Origin of the sequence: Bradyrhizobium sp. 142 (assembly GCF_023074015.1) — a bacterium.
In the GTDB taxonomy this organism is placed as follows: Bacteria; Pseudomonadota; Alphaproteobacteria; order Rhizobiales; family Xanthobacteraceae; genus Bradyrhizobium.
Window position 1 is genome coordinate 14,893 of sequence record NZ_JADPKQ010000293.1, and the last position, 21,515, is coordinate 36,407.

General features: G+C 64.1%; 19 protein-coding genes. 12 read left to right on the top strand and 7 right to left on the bottom strand.

The window, feature by feature from the left end:
* Positions 1 to 3 precede the first annotated feature (3 nt).
* Positions 4 to 924 carry an amino acid ABC transporter substrate-binding protein gene (locus IVA82_RS25560; RefSeq protein WP_247388203.1) on the top strand — a complete coding sequence of 307 codons (921 nt, stop codon included), beginning with the start codon at positions 4 to 6 and terminating at the stop codon, positions 922 to 924.
* Positions 925 to 1,133: 209 nt separating this feature from the next.
* On the opposite strand, the gene IVA82_RS25565 is transcribed toward IVA82_RS25560, so the two are convergent.
* Positions 1,134 to 2,063, bottom strand: a complete 930-nt coding sequence (locus tag IVA82_RS25565) for a RimK-like protein (protein ID WP_247388257.1) — start codon at positions 2,061 to 2,063, stop codon at positions 1,134 to 1,136.
* A gap of 375 nt (positions 2,064 to 2,438) precedes the next feature.
* On the opposite strand from IVA82_RS25565, the gene IVA82_RS25570 reads away from it, so the two are divergent.
* The 3 genes from IVA82_RS25570 (at position 2,439) to IVA82_RS25580 (ending at position 5,558) form a co-directional block, all read left to right on the top strand.
* The gene (locus tag IVA82_RS25570; protein WP_247388204.1) at positions 2,439 to 3,212 is read left to right on the top strand and encodes a ferredoxin--NADP reductase; all 774 of its coding nucleotides are present in this window, start codon (positions 2,439 to 2,441) and stop codon (positions 3,210 to 3,212) included.
* Positions 3,213 to 3,591: 379 nt separating this feature from the next.
* On the top strand, positions 3,592 to 5,217 hold the full coding sequence (locus IVA82_RS25575; protein ID WP_247388205.1) for an FMN-binding glutamate synthase family protein: 1,626 nt from the start codon (positions 3,592 to 3,594) through the stop codon (positions 5,215 to 5,217).
* 101 nt (positions 5,218 to 5,318) lie between these two features.
* Complete coding sequence (locus IVA82_RS25580; protein WP_247388206.1) at positions 5,319 to 5,558, top strand: PilZ domain-containing protein; 240 nt, start codon at positions 5,319 to 5,321, stop codon at positions 5,556 to 5,558.
* Between the two features lie 178 nt (positions 5,559 to 5,736).
* Here the strand turns inward: IVA82_RS25580 and IVA82_RS25585 are convergent, their stop codons facing one another.
* Positions 5,737 to 7,032, bottom strand: a complete 1,296-nt coding sequence (locus IVA82_RS25585) for a hemolysin family protein (protein ID WP_247388208.1) — start codon at positions 7,030 to 7,032, stop codon at positions 5,737 to 5,739.
* Positions 7,033 to 7,264: 232 nt separating this feature from the next.
* Here IVA82_RS25585 and IVA82_RS25590 point away from each other — a divergent pair, with 232 nt between their 5' ends.
* Positions 7,265 to 9,340, top strand: coding sequence for a HAMP domain-containing methyl-accepting chemotaxis protein (locus tag IVA82_RS25590; RefSeq protein ID WP_247388209.1), 2,076 nt, complete (start codon positions 7,265 to 7,267; stop codon positions 9,338 to 9,340).
* A 369-nt stretch (positions 9,341 to 9,709) separates the two neighbouring features.
* Here IVA82_RS25590 and IVA82_RS25595 read toward each other — a convergent pair whose 3' ends face one another.
* The 3 genes from IVA82_RS25595 to IVA82_RS25605 all read right to left on the bottom strand — a co-directional run bounded on the left by IVA82_RS25595 (position 9,710) and on the right by IVA82_RS25605 (position 13,275).
* Positions 9,710 to 11,671: a carbohydrate porin gene (locus tag IVA82_RS25595; RefSeq protein WP_247388258.1), complete on the bottom strand. Its 1,962-nt coding sequence runs from the start codon at positions 11,669 to 11,671 to the stop codon at positions 9,710 to 9,712.
* 396 nt (positions 11,672 to 12,067) lie between these two features.
* A complete protein-coding gene (locus tag IVA82_RS25600) occupies positions 12,068 to 12,328 on the bottom strand; it encodes a hypothetical protein (protein WP_247388210.1) in 261 nt (86 codons plus the stop codon).
* Between the two features lie 140 nt (positions 12,329 to 12,468).
* Entirely contained in the window at positions 12,469 to 13,275 is an 807-nt protein-coding gene (locus tag IVA82_RS25605) for a creatininase family protein (protein WP_247388211.1), read from the bottom strand.
* A gap of 163 nt (positions 13,276 to 13,438) precedes the next feature.
* On the opposite strand from IVA82_RS25605, the gene IVA82_RS25610 reads away from it, so the two are divergent.
* The 5 genes from IVA82_RS25610 to IVA82_RS25630 all read left to right on the top strand — a co-directional run bounded on the left by IVA82_RS25610 (position 13,439) and on the right by IVA82_RS25630 (position 17,955).
* Positions 13,439 to 14,461, top strand: a complete 1,023-nt coding sequence (locus IVA82_RS25610; RefSeq protein ID WP_247388213.1) for an ABC transporter substrate-binding protein — start codon at positions 13,439 to 13,441, stop codon at positions 14,459 to 14,461.
* Positions 14,462 to 14,643: 182 nt separating this feature from the next.
* Positions 14,644 to 15,459, top strand: coding sequence for an ABC transporter ATP-binding protein (locus IVA82_RS25615; protein WP_247388214.1), 816 nt, complete (start codon positions 14,644 to 14,646; stop codon positions 15,457 to 15,459).
* A complete protein-coding gene (locus tag IVA82_RS25620) occupies positions 15,456 to 16,274 on the top strand; it encodes an ABC transporter permease (RefSeq protein WP_247388215.1) in 819 nt (272 codons plus the stop codon). Before IVA82_RS25615 ends, IVA82_RS25620 begins: the two co-directional genes overlap by 4 nt.
* The gene (locus IVA82_RS25625) at positions 16,274 to 17,263 is read left to right on the top strand and encodes a 2-hydroxyacid dehydrogenase (RefSeq protein ID WP_247388217.1); all 990 of its coding nucleotides are present in this window, start codon (positions 16,274 to 16,276) and stop codon (positions 17,261 to 17,263) included. The genes IVA82_RS25620 and IVA82_RS25625 overlap by 1 nt, the downstream gene beginning before the upstream one ends.
* The gene (locus IVA82_RS25630) at positions 17,263 to 17,955 is read left to right on the top strand and encodes an AprI/Inh family metalloprotease inhibitor (RefSeq protein WP_247388219.1); all 693 of its coding nucleotides are present in this window, start codon (positions 17,263 to 17,265) and stop codon (positions 17,953 to 17,955) included. Before IVA82_RS25625 ends, IVA82_RS25630 begins: the two co-directional genes overlap by 1 nt.
* A 216-nt stretch (positions 17,956 to 18,171) precedes the next feature.
* On the opposite strand, the gene IVA82_RS25635 is transcribed toward IVA82_RS25630, so the two are convergent.
* Positions 18,172 to 19,575 (bottom strand): peptidoglycan-binding protein, encoded by a 1,404-nt coding sequence (locus tag IVA82_RS25635; protein ID WP_247388220.1) that lies wholly within the window; start codon positions 19,573 to 19,575, stop codon positions 18,172 to 18,174.
* A 241-nt stretch (positions 19,576 to 19,816) separates the two neighbouring features.
* On the opposite strand from IVA82_RS25635, the gene IVA82_RS25640 reads away from it, so the two are divergent.
* Positions 19,817 to 20,191 carry a hypothetical protein gene (locus IVA82_RS25640; RefSeq protein WP_247388221.1) on the top strand — a complete coding sequence of 125 codons (375 nt, stop codon included), beginning with the start codon at positions 19,817 to 19,819 and terminating at the stop codon, positions 20,189 to 20,191.
* 162 nt (positions 20,192 to 20,353) lie between these two features.
* A complete protein-coding gene (locus IVA82_RS25645; RefSeq protein WP_247388223.1) occupies positions 20,354 to 20,671 on the top strand; it encodes a glycine zipper domain-containing protein in 318 nt (105 codons plus the stop codon).
* A 43-nt stretch (positions 20,672 to 20,714) separates the two neighbouring features.
* On the opposite strand, the gene IVA82_RS25650 is transcribed toward IVA82_RS25645, so the two are convergent.
* Positions 20,715 to 21,506: a DUF4239 domain-containing protein gene (locus IVA82_RS25650; RefSeq protein WP_247388224.1), complete on the bottom strand. Its 792-nt coding sequence runs from the start codon at positions 21,504 to 21,506 to the stop codon at positions 20,715 to 20,717.
* Between the last annotated feature and the right edge of the window lie 9 nt (positions 21,507 to 21,515).

Here is a 21,515-nt window from a genome sequence, read left to right on the forward strand (position 1 = left end):
GACATGCGCCTTTCAACGGCGATTTCGGGCGGTCTGTTGCTGGCAGCATGCCTGCTGGCAACCGGCGCCTCGGCCCAGACCGGCGGCAGTGAAGGGCTTAGCCCGACGCTATCTGCCATCAAGAATGCGCATACGGTGCGGCTCGGCTATCGCGAGAGCTCGCCGCCGTTCTCCTTCCTCGATCAGGCGGGTCGCCCGATCGGCTATAGCCTCGAGCTCTGCGAGGCCATCGTCGAGGAGATCGGCGTCGAGGTCGACGATCCCAATCTGAAGATCGCCTACGTCAAGGTCACCTCTGACGACCGCATCGACGCCGTGCTCCAGAACAAGATCGATCTGGAATGCGGCTCGACAACCGCGAATGCCGAGCGTGCCAAGCGCGTCGCCTTCTCACCCCTGATGTTCGTCGCCGGCACCAAGCTGATGGTGCCGAAGACGTCGAGCGTGCAGTCGTTGGCCGATCTGAAGGGCAAGACCATCGTGGTGACGAAGGGCACCACCAACGAGCAGGCGATACGGGCGGCCGACAAGAAGTCCTCGCTGGGGCTGAACATCGTCGTCGGCGCCGACCACGAGCAGTCGTTCCAAATGGTCGTGGACGGCAAGGCCGATGCGTTCGCGACCGACGACATCCTGCTGTCGAGCCTGATCGTGCGGCACAAGTCCCAGGACAAGTTCCGCGTCACCGGCGATTACCTGTCCTACGACCCCTATGGCATCATGTTCCGCAAGGGCGAGCCGCAACTGACGGCCGTGGTCGAACGCACGTTCCGCAAGCTCGGCTCCAATCACGACCTCGTCCCGCTCTACAACAAATGGTTCACCGCACGGCTCCCCACAGGCGAGCGGCTGAACGTGCCGATCTCGCTGCAACTCGAGGAAGCCTTCAAGGCAATGGACGATTCAGCCAGCGCGAATAATTAGCGCGTGTGGCTGCGACGCTTGCGCCGCGATCTCGATCCACCCTCTCCCCTTGTGGGAGAGGGTGGATTCGATGCGAAGCATCGAAGCCGGGTGAGGGGTTCTCTCCGCGAGTTAAACTTTCACTTGTATGCGCGGATAGAACCGCTCATCCGGCGCCTCGCGCCACCTTCTCCCACAAGGGAAGAAGGATTGCAGCCAATGCGTGGTGCTCAGCTTATCTCCTCAAACACCCGGTCCAGTGCGGCATCGTACGTCGCTTGCACCAGCTCCGGATGCAGCTTCCCCAGCGCTTCCATCATCACGCCCGAATTGATTTCGAGCACCTTCCAAGCGCCGTCGACACGGATCACATCGATCGATGCGAAGACGATGCCGATGGCATTGGCGGCGTCGATCGCGAGGTTTGCGCAAGCAGCGTAGACCTCACCGCGTTCCATGAGCACCGGCTGCGCGCCGGCATCGAGATTGTGCCGCCAGTTCAGGATGCGGCGCTCACCTTTGGGCACAATGGCGTTCGCCTCGCGCGCGTCGAGCTCGCGGAGCTGTTTGTCCTGTCCCGCCGCCGCCGCCAGTTCGGCCAAACTGCGCACGCCGTCGCCGACCACCGCGGGGCGCTGCTTGCGGTAGACGATCATCGGCTTGCCATCGAGCAGGATGACGCGGACCTCCTGCTCGATCTCGACATAGGGCGCGATCACGAGGCCGAGGCTCGATGAAAACACCTCGCGCACGGCGCGGTCGATCTCGTCGCGGATCGTCGCCTTGAACACCGCGCGCCCTGACGTTCCCTCATTGGGTTTGACCACGACGCCTTGCGGATTCTGCGCGAGCAGATCCAGCATCGCCTCATGCCAGCTGGAGCCGGCAACGTGCGCGCCCAGGCTCGGGTTGAGAAATAGGTGATGAGGAATGCAGGGCACGTTCTCCAGCGCCAGCACCTCGGCCGTCGCCGATTTGTCGTTGGCGAGGCGGTGCGCGATCACGCTGTTGAGGCCGATGTCGTAGCCGAACGCGAAGCGGCGTGTCTCGCCCCGGCGCATCGCAATCAGCCAGCCGCCGGAGCGGAGGTCCACCGCGATGCCATGACGTGCACAATAGTGCCGGATCGCCTGGACGAAGGTGCGTTCGCCGCTTGCCATGTCCTGGACCATGTCTTGGACTGTTCCACCTGTCGAAGGCAGCAAAAATACGGAAAGAGCACGAAGCTCGGCCGAAAATCAGAGCTATTCTTAATGAAATTCTCGCGAGCGCACCGGAAATTAAGTGCTGGAAACGGGCCTCACAGGGAAAAGAAATTGCCCCTCGCGGCCGATGCGCAGCAAATTCGTTAACAGCACGACCAATTCGGAGCAAATGCCGGTTTGATCGGCATCAATTGCATCCGAAACGAGGTTGATTATTGGCCTCAATGGCGTAGATCACACCCGAGAAATCCTCCGCCATGGCAAGTGATGTTCGCCTCGCTTCAGGGGTCGTGCAAAGCTTTTGTTCAAATATTCGGAATATCGAAAATCATGAGCGCGTTTTACCGAGAGAAGGTTCTTTCCGTCCAGCACTGGACCGACACGCTATTCAGCTTCCGTGCCACCCGCGATACCGGCTTTCGTTTCCAGAACGGGCAGTTCGCGATGATCGGCCTCGAGGTCGAGGGCCGTCCGCTGCTGCGCGCCTACAGCATGGCGAGCGCCAATCACGAGGAAGAACTCGAGTTCTTCTCGATCAAGGTCCAGGACGGCCCGCTCACCTCGCGCCTGCAGAAGATCAAGGAAGGCGACACCATCCTGGTCGGCCGCAAGGCGACCGGCACGCTCATCGCCGACAATCTCATTCCCGGCAAGCGGCTCATGCTGCTTTCGACCGGCACAGGGCTCGCGCCGTTCGCCAGCCTGATCAAGGACCCGGAAGTCTACGAGCAGTTCGAGAGCATCGTGCTGGTCCATGGCTGCCGCCAGGTCTCCGAGCTCGCCTATGGCGAGCAGCTCGTCGCGAATTTGCGCGAGGACGAGCTGTTCGGGCCGCTGCTGTCGGAGAAGCTGGTCTATTACCCGACCGTAACCCGCGAGCCGTTCAAGAACCGCGGCCGAATTACCGACCTGATCAGCTCCGAGCAGATCTTCAACGACATCGGCCAGTCTCCACTCGACATCGAAACCGATCGCATCATGATGTGCGGCAGCCCGGCGATGCTGGAAGAGCTGCGCGTCATGTTCGAGGGCCGCGGCTTCATCGAGGGCTCCGGCAACAAGCCCGGCCATTTCGTGATCGAGAAGGCGTTCGTCGAGCGCTGAGTCCGCTGTCCCGCCCACGCGGGACGGCTTCGCCTCACACTCACCCGTATGCGAAGACTCGGAGTGACAGCTTCCTCTGAGCCACCAAATCCTGTGGTTATGGGTCGTGCGCGGGGACTGCGCTTTCGCTTGCCCAACGGCTGAGACTGCGGCCGCTCTCCGCATTCCCCTTACCTCCTTATTGCGGTGCAGCAGCCCGCCCTCCCGGCGGATTGATCTGCGCCGGCCGAATTCGCTAGCCTGTGACGCAAGCCCCGTCATATCCGTAAGACGGACGCGGGCGTATCATACCCCGTCATTCCGATGAGAGGATGTGATCGTGGCCGACGAAAATAGCAAAGCGCCAAAATCGAGCCGTGGGCCCCTCGAAGAGGGGGGCATGGAAACCTTGCTGCTTCCATTCTCGCCGCGCTTCATCGTTCTGACGATCTGCGCGGTGTTAACTGCGCTTCTGATCGGCGTCGGCATCGCCGATCGCAAGATCTTCGATATCCTGCTGGTGCCGATCGTGATCTTCGGTGCGCTGACGCTGCTCGGCATCCGCGATCTCATGCAGAAGGGCCACGCGGTCCTGCGCAACTACCCGATCTCGGCGCACATTCGCTTCCTGCTCGAGGAAATTCGCCCGGAGATGCGGCAGTATTTCTTCGAGAGCGAGAAGGACGGCATGCCGTTCTCGCGCGACATCCGCGCTGTGGTCTATCAGCGCGCCAAGATGCAGCTGGACAAGCGCCCGTTCGGTACCCAGGAGGACGTCTATCGCGATGGGTATGAGTGGATGCATCACTCGGTCTCGCCGAAGACGCGCGCCGAGGAGAAATTCCGCGTCGTCATCGGCGGCCCCGACTGCAAGAAGCCATATTCGGCTTCGGTGTTCAACATCTCCGCAATGAGCTTTGGCGCGCTCAGCCCGAACGCGGTGCGCGCGCTGAATGCCGGCGCGAAGATGGGCGGATTTGCGCACGATACCGGCGAGGGCGGCTTCAGCCCCTATCACGCAGAGATGGGCGGCGACATTATCTGGGAGATCGGCTCCGGCTATTTCGGCTGCCGTCATCACGACGGCACGTTCGATCCGGAGGCGTTCGCACGGGTCGCCAGCGCAGACCAGATCAAGATGGTCGAGCTCAAGATCAGCCAGGGCGCCAAGCCTGGCCACGGCGGCGTGCTGCCGGCGGCGAAGGTCTCGGAAGAGATTTCCAAGATCCGCGGCGTTGCGATGGGCGAAGACTGCATCTCGCCGGCCTCGCATCGCGCCTTCTCCACCCCGATCGGCATGATGCAGTTCGTCGCCGAAATGCGCAGGCTTTCCGGCGGCAAGCCCGCCGGCTTCAAGCTCTGCATCGGCCACCCCTGGGAATTCCTGGCGATCTGCAAGGCGATGATCGAGACCGGCATCTATCCGGACTTCATCGTCGTGGACGGCAATGAGGGCGGCACCGGCGCCGCGCCGCTGGAGTTCATGGACCATCTGGGCATGCCGATGCGCGAGGGCGTCAATTTCGTCCACAATGCGCTGATCGGTATCAATGCGCGCGACCGCATTAGGCTCGGCGCGTCCGGCAAGATCGCGACCGCCTTCGACATGGCGCGCGCGATGGCGATCGGTGCCGACTGGTGCAATTCGGCGCGCGGCTTCATGTTCTCGCTGGGCTGCATCCAGTCGCTGAGCTGCCACACCGACCGCTGCCCGACCGGGGTCGCTACGCAGGATCCGACGCGGGCCCGTGCGCTCTACGTGCCGCTCAAGATCGACCGCGTGCACAACTACCACCATGCCACGCTGCACTCGCTGGCCGAGCTGATCGCCGCGGCCGGTCTCGAACATCCGCAGCAGCTGCGCCCGATCCACTTCAGCCAGCGCAACTCGACGACCGAGGTGAAATCCTTCGCACAGCTCTATCCGTCGCTGCGCCCGGGCGAGCTGCTCGAAGGCACCGAAGACCCGCGCTTCCGCGACGCCTGGCAGATGGCGCGGGCGGAGACGTTCCAACCGGCGCCGTGAGTGTGGCTATTCGTTGGGAGTGCGCCGGCCCGCCTCGTAAATTGATCGCGAACAAGGTTGGTGCTAAACGGTTGATTCAACTTTGGGTGTAGGTTTGCCCCATGGACGAACGACGCAACAAATCCAGGCATCGCGTGCTGAAGGCCGGAACGATCGAGTTCGGCGGCGGCGCGATCGACTGCACGGTGCGCAATTTTTCGGACACCGGCGCGGCGCTCGACGTCACGAGCCCGGTCGGCATCCCCGAGCACTTCACCCTGGTCATGCAGGCCGACGGAACGCATTTGGCTTGCACCGTGGTCTGGCGCAAGGAAAGGCGGATTGGGGTGCGGTTTGGGTGAGGCTGATTGGCTGTGAGCGCACGCCACAATCTCCGATGTCCCGGCGAAGGCCGGGACCCATACCCCCAGGGAGAAGTCGTAGCGCGAGATCTGAGTTAGCGAGTCTCCGCCAAACTCGATTCGGTGGTTATGGGTCCCGGCCTTCGCCGGGACGACGAGAAGAATTCAGCACACCAACTCACGCCGCCGCTTGCTCACCAGTCCGGCTGGCCAGAATCTTGTCGATCCTCCGGCCATCGAGATCGACCACCTCGATATGCCATCCGCCGAAGTCGAAGGCGTCGCCGACATTGGGCAGCACGTTGAACTGTTGCAGTACGAGGCCCGCAACCGTGTTGTAGCGGTGCGGCGGCAGCTCGATGCCGAGCAGGTCGCCGAACTCGTCGACCGGCATCCAGCCCTCGATCAGCAGCGAGTCATCCGCACGCTTGACGTAAGCCGGCTCCGGCGGCCCCTCTTCGGAATGGAACGCGCCGACGATCGACTCCAGGATATCGGCCGCGGTGACCACGCCTTCGAACGCGCCATACTCGTCATAGACAAAACCGACGTGAACCGGTGCAGATCTCAGGATCGCCAGCACGTCGCGAGCATCCGCTGACGCGGGAATGCCCGGCGCCTCGCGGACCAGTGCTCGCAGATCCGGCGTGCGTTCGCTCATGAAGGCAACCAGCAGGTCCTTGGCCTGGAGCACGCCGATCGGCGTGTCGCGATCGCCATCCGAAGCGGGAAAGCGCGAGTGCGGACTCCTTGCGATAATCTCTCGGATCGTCTCGGGCGGATCGTTCAGGTCGATCTCGTCGACCTCCGTGCGCGGCGTCATCACCGCGCCGACCGGCCGGTCGCCGAGCCGCATCACGCCGGCGATCATCTCCTTCTCGCCGGGCTCCAGCACGCCGGCGCTCTCGGCTTCGTGGACGAGGTGGTGGATCTCGTCCTCCGACACCTTCTCCTCGGCCTTGCCGCCGCGGCCGAGCAGCGTGAGGATCAGCTTGCCCGAGATGTCGAGCAGAAAGACGAGCGGCAGCGATATCCTTGCCAGCCAGTGCAGCGCGGGCGCGACCTTGACCGCGATGCTCTCAGGATCGCGCAGCGCCACCTGTTTCGGCACGAGCTCGCCGACGATCAGGGTGGCGTAGGTGATGAGCGTGACCACGATGCCGACCCCGACGATATCGGCAATGCCCGACGACAGCCCGAGCTCGACCAGCCATTGGGTCAGCCGCTGCCCGAGCGTCGCGCCCGAGAACGCGCCCGAGAGCACGCCGACCAGGGTGATTCCGATCTGCACCGTCGAGAGAAATTTGCCGGGATCGGCCGCCAGCGTCAGCGCCCGCTCGGCGCCGCGCACGCCCTTGGCGGCGAGCATCGAGAGCCGGGCCGGGCGCGACGACACCACGGCCAGCTCGGACATGGACAGCAGGCCATTGATGACGATCAGGACGACGACGATGACGAGTTCGACGGAGAGCATTGACGTTCCGAGGTAAGTTGTGTGGCCTGATGGCCCGACCAAGCGTTGATATAGGTATTTTGCCGGCAATTGCCGGCGAATTCTGTCGCACCCGCCATCGCAAAGGAACCTCCACCGGCTCGGGAGCCGCGCGACCACCCCCGCGGAACTACGGTGTTGCCGTTGCTTAACGGGGCCTTAGCCGGCGCCCGTTAAGTTTTCCGGCATTGCAGGCATGTATTCGGGAATCACGATGCGAATCGGGAAGCTTTTCGCGCTGTCGATGCTGACAGTGACGGTTTTCGCAGTCATCCTCGGCGCCGAGGTGCTGGTGCCTCAGACACGGATCTACGCGAACCGTTCTGACGCGATCAAGACGGTGGACGCTTTCGGTGCGACCCTGATGGTCAGCCAGTGCATGGCGGGCCTCCGGGCCCCCTACATCGGACCGATCTTCCAGGAAATGGTTGCGACGCAGGTCCAGATCGAAGCTGCGGCAAAGGCCGCGAAGGCTGCCGACGCCGCATTCGAGGCGGCAAGGCGGGCCGTCATGGCGCTGGAAGACGGCGGCGCGATGGCCGAAAACCTCGACGGTGCCGCGCGGCGGCTGAAGGAAATCTACGGGGCGGCAGATCGCGCGATGGGCGTTCCTCTTGCGGCGCGCGACAGCGCTGCGACCAAAGGCTTCCTGCCCGGCGTTGCCGAGGTTCTCGGCAAGATCGAACCGATCATGAACCGGCTCGAAGCGAAGGTCGTCAATGCCGATTCTTCGCTCGCGGCGTTGCTGAGCCTGGCGCGAACGGCGCAGGATCTACGCGTCTCGGCCGGCAGCCGTGCGGCCACCCTGTCGCCGCCGCTGTCCGCGCGCCGCCCGCTGGCGGCGGCCGAATTGTCGCTGATGGATCGCATGCAGGGACGCGTGGAGGCCGACCGCGAGCGCATCGAGGCCGGCATCGACCAGCTCGGAAGCCCGCCCCGCATGGCCAGTGCGTTCAAGGCGGCAACGGACTCCTATTTCGGAAGCGCTGCGCCCGTGATCGAGAAGGAGATGCCCGCGGCGCGCAGTGACGGCAAATATGGCATTGGCGCCGACGAACTGGCGAAGGTCATCGTGCCGGCCATACAGATGTTCTACGGCGTGCGCGACGCGGCGCTGGCGGAAGCAGCCGAGCGCGCCTCGGCCGCGCGCGACGGTGCACTAGCGATGCTCGCGCTCGCCGGCGTCGCAGTGCTGGTGCTGCTCGGGACGCTCGCTGGCGTGACCATGATGCTGCGCAGCCGCGTGGTGACGCCGCTTAGCCGGCTCGCCGACGTGATCGGAGCGCTCGCCGCCGGACAGCACGAGCTCGAGATCCCCGCGACGGGACGCAATGACGAGATCGGCCAGGTGGCGGGCTCGCTGCAGCACTTCAAGGATTCGCTCGTCGCCCAGAAGGCCACCGATGCGGCGGCTGCAATCGAAGCCGACGCCAAGCTTAGACGCAGCCAGCGCGTGGACCAGATCGCGCGCGAGTTCGAAGCCATGATCGGCGACGTCATCAACACCGTGTCGTCGGCATCCGCACAGCTCGAAGCGTCCGCGGGAACGCTGACGAGCACGGCGGAGCAGTCCGAACGGGTCACTGCGACCGTCGCGGCTGCGTCAGAACAGGCATCCACCAACGTGCAGACCGTTGCAGCGGCTGCGGAGGAAATGGCGTCCTCGGTGGACGAGATCAGCCGGCAGGTTCAGGACTCTGCCCGCGTCGCCGGCGAAGCGGTGCAGCAGGCAGGGCGGACCAACGACTATGTCGGCGAGCTGGCCAATGCTGCGGGGCGGATCGGGGACGTCGTCGAGCTGATCAGCCAGATCGCCGGCCAGACCAATCTTCTGGCGCTCAACGCCACCATCGAGGCGGCGCGCGCCGGCGAAGCTGGACGCGGCTTCGCCGTCGTCGCCTCCGAGGTCAAGACGCTCGCCGAGCAGACCGCCAAGGCCACCGGTGACATCAGTCAGCAGATCGCCGGAATCCAGTCGGCGACCGAGAATTCCGTAGGCGCAATCAAGGCGATCGGCGACACCATCACCAAAATGTCCGAGATCGCGTCGGCGATCGCCTCGGCGGTCGAGCAGCAGGGCGCGGCGACACGGGAGATCTCCCGCAACGTGCAGCAGGCGGCGCGAGGCACCCAGCAGGTTTCCGCCAGCATCGTTGACGTGCAGCAAGGCGCGAGCCAGACCGGATCGGCGTCCTCCAACGTGCTCGCGTCCGCGAAATCGCTGTCGGGAGAGAGCGGTCGTCTCAAGCTCGAGGTCGGAAGATTCCTCGACGCGATCCGCGCCGCTTAGAACTCGAACTGCACGATGCGGCGACATCGGTAGTGGGCTCGCTCTCCCGCTTGCGGGGAAGGTTGGGGTGGGGGGTGTCTCCGCGTCGGGATTGTTGAAGATTGCGGAGGACGTCCCAGCGCGGCGAGAACCCTCACCCGCCGCGCTCTGCGAGCGCGTCGGCCTCTCCCGCAAGCGGGAGAGGCGGAGCAAGCCCGCGGACAATCCTCGTGAAATCCATATGCGATTGCCCTGCCCACTGGGGAGGCTATCGCATTTGAAGAGTGGTCGTCTCGAAGGACGAGGCGCGCATTCTGCCGTCAAGAAGCCATATGCTGCCCGCCAGGAGGTGAATGCCGACGGCCGATCGAATCCGTGCTTGCGCCGCGATCAGAACTCGCCGTGCAACCGTCCCGAGATCACCGACACCGGTCCGCGATCGGCGTTGTAGGCGGGATTGATGATGAGCTGGTAGTCGGCGGTGAGGGTGAAGCTCTTGTTCAGCGCGTAGGCGTAATAGGTTTCGAGGATGCGCTCCTTGCGGTAGTTGAGCGCTCCGTCGCCGACGAGCACGCCGAGGCCGCCGGCGGCCAGGAAGTCGCGATAATCTTGCGAGATGGCGTTGACGGCACCGCCGATGCCGATCACGTCGTCGGGGCGGCCCCATTTCGTGCCCTTGATCGAAACGCCGCCGGACAGGCTGCGGTTGATATCGGTGAAGGCAATCGTTTCGGATTTGCCGTCGTTCCAGCTCCAGCGGCCGAACAGTCCGATGTCGTCGGTGATGGCTTGTTCAAGATTGACGACATAGCCGACCTTGATGCGGCCGCGCCGGGTCTGCGCGATGTCGAGATTGAGTGCGGGATTATCCAGCGTCTCGCGGAAGCTGCCCATATTGGCGCTGTCGACCCAGCCCATGGTCCGAAGCTTGCCGGGTTGCGAGAACAGCGAGTAGCGCGTCTCGAGCTCGACCACGTACTGGCCGCGCTCCGGCACCTTGGTGTCGAAATGATTTGAGTTGGACTCCGCGACCATAAGGAAATAGCCGCCGCGCAGCGCCCATTGCTTCTGGTTGAGCTCGGCGGTGACGCCGTAGGTGAGGCCGACCTTGTCGGCGGAATAGTCGAAGGCACCCGGCGCCCATATCGACCAATTCATGAAATCCTTGCGGGCGTCCTTGGCGTAGGCGTTGCCATCGAACACGTCGACCACTGCGAACTTGCCAGCCTGCACGGTGAGGCGGGAAACATCGACTTTCTGCCCAAGCTGCAGCTGGCCGCTCGCAAGCTCCTCCTGCTCGCCGCCGAAGCCAAACGTCTGGCGCAGGAACAGACGCGAGGTGTTGTAGTGCGGGTAGGGGAAGTTCGATTTCTGCGCTTCGCCACTCGGGAAGCCGGCTGCGCCCACCGTATCGTCCAGTCCAAATCCCTGCAGCAGCTCCGGATTGTAATAGACCTCGCCGCCGTCCCACAGCCGCGCGTTCAGGAACAGGCTGTTGCTCCAGGTCGCCTTGGCCTGCGCTGAGGGAGACAGAGAGTTCACGCCGCTGTAGCGCGCGGGGAACGACGGATAGCCTTGCAGCAGATAAGTGCTCTGGCCGTGAATCTCCCAGCGATCGGATTCCGTGTCGGTCAGCGCGCTTGTCGGATTGTAGCTCGGCATGCCCGGCCAATCGACCTTGCGGTTAAGCCCGAGCCTGACCGACTGGAAATCGAGCGGCGAGGAGGTGTATTGGGCCCCCGAGGAGAAGGCGACATTGGCGCTGTCGAAGCGGCTGTAGAGATATTCGAGCCGCGCGCTCCAATGCGGCGCGAAGCCGTATTCGATGCCGGCGCCCGCGATCCAGCCGGGCCGCGTGTTCAGGATCTTCGGGATTTCGCCGACGGCCGGCGCGTCGAAATAGCGCTCGCCCATCCATGCAAAGCCGCCGGTGGCATAGACCAGCCACGAACCGCTGGTGTAGCCGACACGTCCGCGCAGGCTCGCGGTGTAGTCCCATTGCTGCGTGACGGTGTTGGCGGGCGTCGTCAGGAAGGAGACGATCGAATTCGAGGTGATGTAGTTAGGAAACGAGAAATCGCCTTCGACGCCAACAAGCCAGCCGGAGTTGAGCCGGTAGTTGTAGCCGGCCTGCACGCCGCCGATCATGCCGCTGAAGACGCCGTTGTCGTTGATCCCCGCGCCATCGTTCAGGGCGAAGCTGGAGGAGCCGTGGCCATAACCAACATGCGCGCCGATATAGAGACCGGTCCAGTCATGGATGGCCTTGAGCGCCGGTGCCTTGAACGGCAGATCGGCTGCGTGGGCGGCGGCGGAAAACCCCAGCAAGCCTGCGGTCGCCGCCGTGCGCAGCAACCAGTGTCGGTAACCTCTCAACGTCAAAACGAACGCCCCCAAACGCGAATGTGCCCACCCGCCGCGTATCCCTGCCGATTCGCGGCGATCCTGTCATCAGGTACCCGGTTGTTTACGCGATCGGGCGAGATGATCTCGATCCGGCGCGATTTCGTCCCGAGTCCCCGTGTCTGTTGCGAACATTATTGCGATTAATTCGCAATAGCAACTAGCGCGGATTGCCACAGGAGATGGTTCGCATCGCCCTGTGACGGGACTGCAACAACATCCCGATCCCAAAAATGGATGACCCCGCCCGGGGGACATCCGGGCGGGGTCGGGGCACAACACGGGGTGGATGAGGCGCCCGTGTCGGACGCGGGATCCACGTGAGATCGGCCTCAGGTCCTCAAATCAGTAGCAGCTGCGAACGCGGCCAATGTACTGGCCGAAGGCGTTGTACTGGGCGACCCAACCGCAGCGGTGATAGCCGTAATAAGGATCGTTGCTGGCGGCGATCGCGGTGCCGACGATGGCGGCGGTGGCGATGCCGGCGCCCACACCCCAGCCCAAGCCGAGCGGCTTGGCTTCAGTCTGCGAGGTTGTGGCCACGACACTGCCGGCCAGCGTGAGCGCGGCAAGGGCGACAGCGGCAGTCTTGGTCTTGATCGACATTCTAAAACTCCATCCGGGTTGAGGCGGTCCGTTGTGGTCCGCGTGCCCAGTTGGACGGAGGCTCCCCGCTTCCGGTTCGAAAGCCCTCCAGGCAGCCCCGGACTCCGGCTCTTTCCTAAGCGATTCCAGGAGGATGCGAGTTAGCCGAGCGGGCCCCTGGCGAGCCTGTTCACGTCGAAGTTATCGACCTCGGCGAGCAGCTCGCAGAAGGCGCGCGCGCCCTGATCGACCAGCTGCTCGCCCGTCTCCGGGACCGCCAGCGTGGCATTGCCGACCGCGCCGCTGGCGTTCAGATCCTGCGCCTGCCAGGCGAACGGCGCGGGCCGCTGCGTCGACAGCCAGCGGTATTGCTGCTCGATCGCGATGCTGCTCGCGGGAAAATCCGCGATCGCATCCATGCGCACCTGATCGGGATAGCGCGCCAGCATGATCGAGGTCTCGACCGCGCCGCCATGAATGCCATGACGCACTTCCTCGGCGGGGAACAACTGGTCCGCGCCCGACAGGCGCGACCACGATGTGGTCACGACGAACAGCTTGTGATGCGCTCGCAGATCCTGCGCGACCAGCATCATTGCCGCGCTGTTGCCGCCATGGCTGGTGATGATGACGAGCTTTTTCACGCCGCGCCGCGCGACGTCCTCGCCAATGCCGGTCCATTTCTTCAGCGCGACGTCAGCCGCTAGCGTCTGCGTGCCGGGATAGTCGATATGCTCGGTGGAAATCCCGACCGGTTCAACGGGAAGGAAAACGGCTGGAACAGTTTCGGGCAGAAGCTCGCGCACGCGCGCGAGATAGGCGTCGGCGATCAGCACGTCGGTCTCGAGCGGCAGATGCGGGCCGTGCTGCTCGGTCGCGGCCAGCGGCAGCACAGCGATCCAACGCGACACATCCGCAAGGTCGGCCTCGGCCCAGCCGATCTCGGCCCAGTCGCGGGACGGCGTCATCAAGTTTTCCTTGGAGGTTTCTTTGCCCGAATTTGTCACGTAGTTTGGCCACCTGAGGGGATGCGGCCTGGCCGCTGCGTCCCCGAACTTCTTGCGGTTTTATCCCCTTGCTTTCACATGAGCCAGAAGCGATTGGGCCAGAAGCGATCGACGGAGTGTAATCATGAGTCCCTCTCATCTGCGGCGAGCGTTAACGGTGGGCCTGATGGCCGCCTTCGTCGGGGTTGTCCCGGCCCGCGCCGAGACCCTGGACAAGGTCATGTTCGGCACCAACTGGGTCGCCGAGGCCGAGCATGGCGGCTTCTTCCAGGCGGTCGCCGACGGCACCTATCAGCGCTACGGGCTCGACGTCACCATCGTCCCCGGAGGGCCGAATGAGAACAACCGGATGCTGCTGATCGCCGGCAAGATCGATTTCTTCATGGCCGCGAACACGCTGATGTCGTTCGATGCCGTCGCCAACAACGTCCCCGTCGTGACGATCGCCGCGGTCTTCCAGAAGGATCCGCAGGTGATGCTGACGCAGCCGGATGCAAAAGTCAGTAAGATCGAGGATCTCAAGCCGCTGACGCTGTTCGTCTCCAAGGAGGGCATGACCAGCTATTTCCAGTGGCTGAAGTCCGAATACGGGTTTAGCGAGAAGAACGTACGGCCCTATAATTTCAATCCGCAGCCCTTCATCGCCAATCCCAAGAGCGCGATGCAGGGCTATGTGACGTCCGAGCCCTACGCGGTCGAGAAGGCCGCCGGCTTCAAGCCGAACGTGCTGCTGCTTGCCGATTACGGCTTCAATACCTACTCGACCCTGATCGAGACCCGCCGCGAGATTGTGGAGAAGAAGCCGGATTTGGTGCAGCGTTTCGTCGATGCCTCCATGGTCGGCTGGTACAATTACATCTACCGCGACAATTCCGCCGGCAATGCCATGATCAAGAAGCTCAATCCGGAAATGACCGACGATCTGCTCGCCTATTCCGTCGCCAAGATGAAGGAATATGGCATCGTCGATTCCGGCGACAGCCTGAAGAACGGCATCGGCGCGATGAGCGACGAGCGCTATACCTCGTTCTTCGACAAGATGGTGAAGGCCGGTGTCGTCAAGCGCGATCTCGACTTCCGCAAGTCCTATACGCTGCGCTTCGTCAACAAGGGTGTCGGCGTCGAGCTGCGCTCGAGCAAGCCGTAAGCGATGTCGATTTGCGCTAAAGGTGTGGCCGTATCGCCCACCTCTCCCGAAGGGAGAGGTCGCATCGCATCGTCAGATGCGATGCGGGTGAGGGGTTACGCTCTCTCGTGGGACCTGAGCCCCCTCACCCGCGCCTTCGGCGCGACCTCTCCCCGACGGGGAGAGGTGGGCAGCAGCGCTCGATGATAGAGAGCAAAATCTCGCCAGGGATCGAGGCCAGCCTGACGGCCCTCGCCGCCAGCCTGCGCGGAGTGACCAAGGCCTACGACACCGGCGTCATGGCGCTCGGGCCGCTCGATCTTGCCGTGCGCAAGGGCGAGTTCATCTCGCTGCTGGGCCCGTCCGGTTGCGGCAAGTCGACGGCGCTGCGCATCATCGCAGGGCTCACCGCGCCGTCGTCAGGCACGGTGCGGGTGTCGCGCCATGAGGGCGAGGTGCAGCCGGGTCATGGTATCGGCTTCGTGTTCCAGGAGCCGACGCTGATGCCGTGGACCAGCGCGCGCGAAAACGTGCGGCTGCCGCTGAAGCTTGCGGGCGTGCCGAAGGCCGAGGCCCGCGCGCGTGCCGACGAGGCGCTGGCCAGCGTCGGGCTCGCCGATTTCGCCGATGCCTTTCCGCGCGAACTCTCCGGCGGCATGAAGATGCGGGTGTCGCTGGCGCGTGCGCTCGTCACCGATCCCGATATCCTCCTGATGGATGAGCCGTTCGCTGCGCTCGACGAGATCACGCGCTTTCGCCTCAACAACGAGCTGCTCGCGCTGTGGCGGCGCCTAGGCAAGACCATCATCTTCGTCACCCATTCGGTGTTCGAATCGGTCTACCTGTCGCAGCGTGTCGTGGTCATGACGTCGCGGCCCGGTTGCATCCAGGCGGACCTCCGGATCGAGACGGTCGAGCCGCGCGGCGAGGAATTTCGCACCTCGGTCGCTTATGCCGACTATTGCCGCAAGGTGTCTGGCGCGCTGGCGCCGTCCTATTCGGGACAGTCGGTGCTATGAGCCTGCAGCCTGCCATCGCCGCCAGGCCATCTGACGCACAACGGGCCGTGCGTTTCGCGCTTCCCGTCATTGTGTTCGCGGCCGGCCTCGTCGCCTGGGAACTGGTGGTCCGCGTCAAGGAGATCCCGCCTTACGTGCTCCCGGCGCCCTCGGCCATCTTCCTCACGCTGATCAATGATTGGGCCGTGCTGTCACAATCGCTCGCAGCCACGCTTCTGACCACGCTGGAAGGTTTTGTGGCGGCCAGCATCGGCGGCATCGCCCTGGCGCTGCTGTTCAACCAGTCGAAATGGGTGGAATATTCGCTGTTCCCCTATGCCGTCATTCTCCAGGTCACGCCGGTGATCGCGATCGCCCCGCTTTTGCTGATCTATCTGGAGCAGCAGACCGCTGTCGTCGTCTGCGCCTTCATCGTCGCCTTTTTCCCGGTGCTGTCCAACACCACGCTCGGGCTCAATTCGGTCGATCGGAATCTCGCCGGCCTGTTCCAGCTCTACGGCGCCTCGGCGCCGCAGACACTGCGTTTTCTGAAGCTGCCGGCGGCGCTGCCCTATATTCTCGGCGGCCTGCGGATTGCCGGCGGGCTGTCGCTGATCGGTGCGGTCGTGGCCGAAATCGCGGCGGGCACCGCCGGAGCGGGGTCCGGGCTCGCCTACAGGATCGCCGAATCCGGCTATCGATTGAACATACCCCGCATGTTCGCGGCGCTGCTGCTGTTGTCGCTCGCCGGGATTGTCATCTATGGGCTGCTGGCGTTAGTTTCCCACCTCGTTTTACGGCGCTGGCATGAGAGCGCGCTTGGAAAGGAAAACTGATGACCGCCGGTTCGATTTCGTCCGAAAAGATCGACCTTCTGATTTATGGGCCGGTGCGGCCGATCCTCGACAACGGTTTTTCCGATCATTTCGTCGTGCACAAGGCGGAGACGCGAGGCGATCTCGAGCGGCTGACATCGGCGATCCGCGACAAGATCCGCGGCATGGCGGTGACCTATCACACGGTGCGAGCCGACAAGGATTCGTTGTCGCAATTGCCGAAGCTCGAGATCGTCGCGAGCTTTGGCGTCGGCTACGACCATGTCGATGCCAAATATGCCAGCGAGCATAACATCATCGTCACCAACACGCCCGACGTGCTGACCGAGGAGGTCGCCGACGTCGCCATGGGTCTTCTGCTGGCCACCTTGCGCGAATTCATCAAGGCCGATCGTTACGTGCGCTCCGGCCTCTGGCAGACGCAGAACTATCCCCTCAGCGTCGGCTCGTTGCGCGACCGCAAGGTCGGCATCGTCGGCATGGGCCGGATCGGCCAGGCGATCGCGCGCCGGCTCGATGCGTCGCTGGTGCCGGTGGTCTATCATTCCCGCAATCCGTCCAAGGACGTCTCCTACAAGCACTATCCCGACCTGATCGAGATGGCGAAGGCGGTGGACACGCTGATGGTGATCGTGCCCGGCGGCGCCGCTACCGACAAGATGATCAATGCCGAGGTTCTGAAGGCGCTGGGCCCGCGCGGCGTGTTGGTCAACGTGGCGCGCGGCTCCGTGGTCGACGAGCCGGCGCTGGTGCAGGCGCTCAAATCTGGCACCATCCTCGCCGCCGGCCTCGACGTGTTCGCGGCCGAGCCCAACGTGCCGGACGAGCTAAAGACCATGCAGAACGTCGTGCTGTTGCCGCATATCGGTTCGGCGTCTGTGGTGACGCGCAATGCGATGGATCAGCTCGTCGTCGACAATCTCAAGACCTGGTTTGCTGGCAAGGCACCGTTGACGCCGGTTGCGGAAACGCCGGTGAAGGGGCGCTGATGACCGCTGTTCGGGTCCTCGCGTTGGTGATCGCGGCATGTGTTGCCGCGATTGGTGCTGCGCAGGCGCAGGATACGACGACCCTGAAGAAGCAGATGCCCGGACAATGGGAGCTCTCGACCACCGAGCGCAGCAAGACCTGCGTCGTCACGCTCAAGGCCGACGCCGCGGGTCAGGGCTTCAGGCTGGAACTGGAGCCGGCCTGCAAGGCCGCGCTGCCTTTCACCAAGGACATCGTTGCCTGGAGCGTCAGGGGCCTCGACATCGTTCGCTTGCAGGATGCGACCGGTGAATCCGTGATCGACTTCACCGAGGTCGAGGCCGGCATTTTCGAAGGCCTGCGTCAGGGTGAGGGCGTCTACATCCTGCAGGACCTCGCCGCGGCACGCTCGATGGCCAAGTCGATGGACCAGATGATCGGCGACTGGTCGATCGTGCGCGGCAACGGCCAGCCGGTCTGCGGGTTGACGCTGACCAACACAGAGGCGGGGCCGGACAATTTCCAGGTGTTCCTCAAGCCGAAATGCGACGCGACCATCGCGCAGTTCAACCCGACGCAATGGCGGCTCGAACGCGGCCAGATCATCCTGATGTCGAAAGCCGGCGAGGCCTGGCAGTTCGAGGCTGACGACAACGCGCAATGGCGGCGCATTCCCGATACCGCCGATCCCCTGATCATGCTGCGTCAGTAGGCGCCGCCGACGCGCGAAGCCGCAGGCTCGGTGCAAACCTCTCCCGCTTGCGGGGGAGGTCGGCGCGAAGCGCCGGGTGGGGCTCCCTCCACACAGAGGCTCTACATTGTGGAGATACCCCCACCCCGACCCTCCCCCGCAAGCGACCGCAAGCGGGAGAGGGAGTGCACCTGTTCCGCGGGCAAGCATCAAGCCCGATCTCATCGCTCTATCTCGTCACGTCGTCGTCTTCGGCGGCGGCGCGGTGCCTTGCGCCCATTTCTCCAGCTTGCCGAGCACGCCCCAGGCCGCGAGTGCCAGCGAGATCGGCATCGCGAACTGGCCAAGGCCCGGCACCGCCGACACGATCGTTCCGAACAGCCCGGCAAGTCCGCCTGCGTTGGGGCTCGCCGTCACCGCCGAGAGCAGCGCGGTGATCAGCGAGCCGCCGATCCCGAGCGCCGTCTTCTTGCCATCGAGGAGCTTGCCGATGGTCTCGCCGAGCGCGCCGTTGACCTGGCCGAGGACGGGCTTGCCGTCCTTGTTGAGGACCGCGCCGAGCAGGTCGACCACCTGCTTCAACTGGTCGACGGGAGCGGCGCTGGTCGGCTTGACCGTCCCAGGCATTGGCGCCGTCTTGTTGATGAGACCGAACAGCCGCTCCAGCAAGCCGATCGGATCGTTGGTTGCCGGCAAACTGCCGCCTGATGTCACGCCTCCCGGGGTCGCACCGCCTGGCGTTACGCCTCCGGCGGAGGGCCGCAGCAATTGCGCAAGATCCTCCACTCGCTTCAGGATCTGGGACAGATCGCCGGTTTGTCCGATGGGGCCCGCCTGCGTGCCGCGCGTGAGGGCGGCCATCGTGGCACCATCGAGAAGTCCGGTGTCCCTGAGGCCGTTCTGCTGCTGAAACTGCGAGACTGCGGCCTTGGTCTTCGGCCCGCAGATGCCGTCCTCGGCCAGCGGCGGATTGGCGCCGAGCCGGTTGAGCGCCTGCTGCATCAGAACAACCGTCGGAGCCACATCGTCCTCGGGTTCGGCGCGGCCGGCGATCTGCGGGCTGCCGTCCAGATTGATCGAGGAATCGAGCGACATCATAGCGTGCAGGATCACCGCCGTTCCGAGTTGGGAATCGACGTGGCTCGGGTCGAACACATGATCGCGGACGAATTTGCCGGCGCTCGCCTCGGGCGGGCCGTACAGCGTCGAGCCGCCATAGAGATAGGGCGAGTTGCAGCCCTTGGCGTGATAGCCGAAGCCGTTGAAGCCCTCGAGCCGGAACAGGGTTCGCGCGACGCCCCAGTCTTTCGCGCCGACGTAGTTTTCGATCCTCAGTGCGTCCACCGCGCCATCCACGAACGACGCAAACGGGCCGCGGCCTTTCGGAACGATACTCGTCGCGCGATGCAGCGACTCGCCGTTGCCGAGATAGGTATCGAAATCGAAGTTGGATTCGCGATAATGGCAGAGCGCGATGAAATGCCAGGGCACGTCGGTCAGCCGCTCGACCTGCTGATAGGTAGCCTTGCCCTTGATAGCCTTGCGGGCGACCGCGTTCGCATCCTCGAGGCGTGCAGGCCGGATTTCGAGATTGGCCCAGTTTCGCTCGTATTCGCTTTTCAGGCTGTCGAAAGACACCATTTCCTGCCTCCCGTAAATTGATGAAATATCGGGTCTTCGTGCAAATCAGGTGTGAGCCATGTGCCGTCATCACGGCGTGACTCCAGCGTGATCTCTTGAATGTGGCAGAGCGCCGGCCTGGCGCATGTGAAATGGCTTACACGCTCAGCGGGAAATCAGCATAGCTGCTGGAGCCAATGTCCGGGAACCGGCAAGGCCAGCCATCCGTTAGCTATGGAGGTTGTTTGGCAAGGAGAGCTGCATGGCCAGGCGCGTCCTCGCGATCGGCATCGAGCCCGGCAACGCGGATTATGGCGCATTCCCGCAGATCACGCCGGAGCACGTGCGCGGCTATATCGAGGCGCAACTGCTGCGCCTGCGCGATCTCGGCTACGAAGTCACGAGCTGCCTGATCGATCTCGACGAGACTGCGGAAGCCGGCGTGACAGCAGCATTGCGCGACGAGAGCTTCGACTGCATCGTGATCGGCGCGGGCCTGCGCGAACCGAAGGAGCGCCTGCTGCTGTTCGAGAAGGTGCTCAACCTCGTCCATCGGCTGGCACCGAACGCCGCGATCTGCTTCAACACGACGCCGGCCGACACCGCCGAGGCCGTGCAGCGCTGGGTCGATCCCTGACATGATATTGTGGGCGTGTGCGTTGCACGCGGACTTGGCCGCCCTCGATCAGAGGCTGCGGCGCCGTCGCGTGAAGCACGTCATCGGCGGCGGCCCGCGATTGTTCTGGCCCGAATCCGCCTCCGGCGCTATGACTTACACCACCATAAGGGAGGGCTTGGGATGCTTCGAGGTCTTGGACGAGGTCTTGGAATTTCAGCGTGCCTGAGCGTTGCCATGGCGATGCCGGTTCATGACGCCGTGGCGCAGGACGCCATCGGCGGCGCGATCCTCGGCGGCGTTGGCGGGGCCATTGTGGGTGGCGCGCTCGGTGGCGGCCGCGGGGCCGCGATCGGCGCCGTCGTCGGTGCCGGCACCGGCGCCGCAATCGCCTCCGAAGGCGATCGCCGCCGCTCCGGCTATTATGCCTATCAGCAGGGCTGCTACATGCAGCGTCCGGATGGCTATTACGTCCGGGTCAATCCGCGATATTGCTATTGAGCCGTCACTGACCGGCGCCAGCGCTATCTCGACGGCGCCGAGGTCACGTTCGTCGCGCTGCTTCCTCCGGCATGATCTGGCGCAGCGGCTCCGGAGAGACGGATATCTGGCCCGTAAACGGCCGATCGTGCGCGGCGATTAAGAGAACCGAGGTGGCGACGCCGGTCGCGAACAGGCCCATTGCGATGGCCGATGCCAGGCGGTTGTCGCAATGAACGAGGCCGATCACCGCCAAGGCGCAGACTGCCTGGAGGTACAGGCACAGCCATTTTACCGAGTTTACCGCGACGAGGCTGACGATGATCCGCTGCCGTCGCGCATCCAGCGCCTGCTCCAGCGTGACGATGATCTCGCGCTGAATGGTTTCCTGGCCCGGCCCTTGCGGCGTCATCGCGACGACGAGATGCAATGCCTCGGCAAGCGCCGGCGGCGTCGCCTTCAGCGTCACCTCCTGATGCGCCATCATCGGCCATTCCGCCGTCACGGCCTGCCCGACATAGTCCCTGACGAGCCCGCGTAGCCGGGTCTCCTGCTCCGGCGGCAGGCCGGCAGCCAGCAGCACGGCGCTGCGCAGTGCGCTGGCCTCGCGGCTCACCGCGGCGCCGGCGCGGTCGCTGTCACCCCAGACCTGCGCCGCAGTGAAGGCAACGAACAGGCCGAAGATGATGCCGAGCACCGGCAGCATGCCCGGCGAGATCGTCTTGAGCGATTTTGCGCGCTCGCCCGTCGCGAGCATGGCAACGGCCGCGAAGACCACCGCCGCGAGCAGGTACGTGAAGCCAAAGATCACCAGCGCCATCCCGGGCACCGGCAAATTATGCAGCCAGTCGCTCATTGTCTGCTT

What these genes read in the sequence shown, in the direction of transcription:
- IVA82_RS25560 (WP_247388203.1), top strand. Translation starts at nt 4, where the DNA reads ATGCGCCTTTCAACGGCGATTTCGGGCGGTCTGTTGCTGGCAGCATGC.
- IVA82_RS25565 (WP_247388257.1), bottom strand. Translation starts at nt 2,063, where the DNA reads ATGGCAAGCGGCGAACGCACCTTCGTCCAGGCGATCCGGCACTATTGT.
- IVA82_RS25570 (WP_247388204.1), top strand. Translation starts at nt 2,439, where the DNA reads ATGAGCGCGTTTTACCGAGAGAAGGTTCTTTCCGTCCAGCACTGGACC.
- IVA82_RS25575 (WP_247388205.1), top strand. Translation starts at nt 3,592, where the DNA reads ATGGAAACCTTGCTGCTTCCATTCTCGCCGCGCTTCATCGTTCTGACG.
- IVA82_RS25580 (WP_247388206.1), top strand. Translation starts at nt 5,319, where the DNA reads ATGGACGAACGACGCAACAAATCCAGGCATCGCGTGCTGAAGGCCGGA.
- IVA82_RS25585 (WP_247388208.1), bottom strand. Translation starts at nt 7,032, where the DNA reads ATGCTCTCCGTCGAACTCGTCATCGTCGTCGTCCTGATCGTCATCAAT.
- IVA82_RS25590 (WP_247388209.1), top strand. Translation starts at nt 7,265, where the DNA reads ATGCGAATCGGGAAGCTTTTCGCGCTGTCGATGCTGACAGTGACGGTT.
- IVA82_RS25600 (WP_247388210.1), bottom strand. Translation starts at nt 12,328, where the DNA reads ATGTCGATCAAGACCAAGACTGCCGCTGTCGCCCTTGCCGCGCTCACG.
- IVA82_RS25605 (WP_247388211.1), bottom strand. Translation starts at nt 13,275, where the DNA reads ATGACGCCGTCCCGCGACTGGGCCGAGATCGGCTGGGCCGAGGCCGAC.
- IVA82_RS25610 (WP_247388213.1), top strand. Translation starts at nt 13,439, where the DNA reads ATGAGTCCCTCTCATCTGCGGCGAGCGTTAACGGTGGGCCTGATGGCC.
- IVA82_RS25615 (WP_247388214.1), top strand. Translation starts at nt 14,644, where the DNA reads ATGATAGAGAGCAAAATCTCGCCAGGGATCGAGGCCAGCCTGACGGCC.
- IVA82_RS25620 (WP_247388215.1), top strand. Translation starts at nt 15,456, where the DNA reads ATGAGCCTGCAGCCTGCCATCGCCGCCAGGCCATCTGACGCACAACGG.
- IVA82_RS25625 (WP_247388217.1), top strand. Translation starts at nt 16,274, where the DNA reads ATGACCGCCGGTTCGATTTCGTCCGAAAAGATCGACCTTCTGATTTAT.
- IVA82_RS25630 (WP_247388219.1), top strand. Translation starts at nt 17,263, where the DNA reads ATGACCGCTGTTCGGGTCCTCGCGTTGGTGATCGCGGCATGTGTTGCC.
- IVA82_RS25635 (WP_247388220.1), bottom strand. Translation starts at nt 19,575, where the DNA reads ATGGTGTCTTTCGACAGCCTGAAAAGCGAATACGAGCGAAACTGGGCC.
- IVA82_RS25640 (WP_247388221.1), top strand. Translation starts at nt 19,817, where the DNA reads ATGGCCAGGCGCGTCCTCGCGATCGGCATCGAGCCCGGCAACGCGGAT.
- IVA82_RS25645 (WP_247388223.1), top strand. Translation starts at nt 20,354, where the DNA reads ATGCTTCGAGGTCTTGGACGAGGTCTTGGAATTTCAGCGTGCCTGAGC.
- IVA82_RS25650 (WP_247388224.1), bottom strand. Translation starts at nt 21,506, where the DNA reads ATGAGCGACTGGCTGCATAATTTGCCGGTGCCCGGGATGGCGCTGGTG.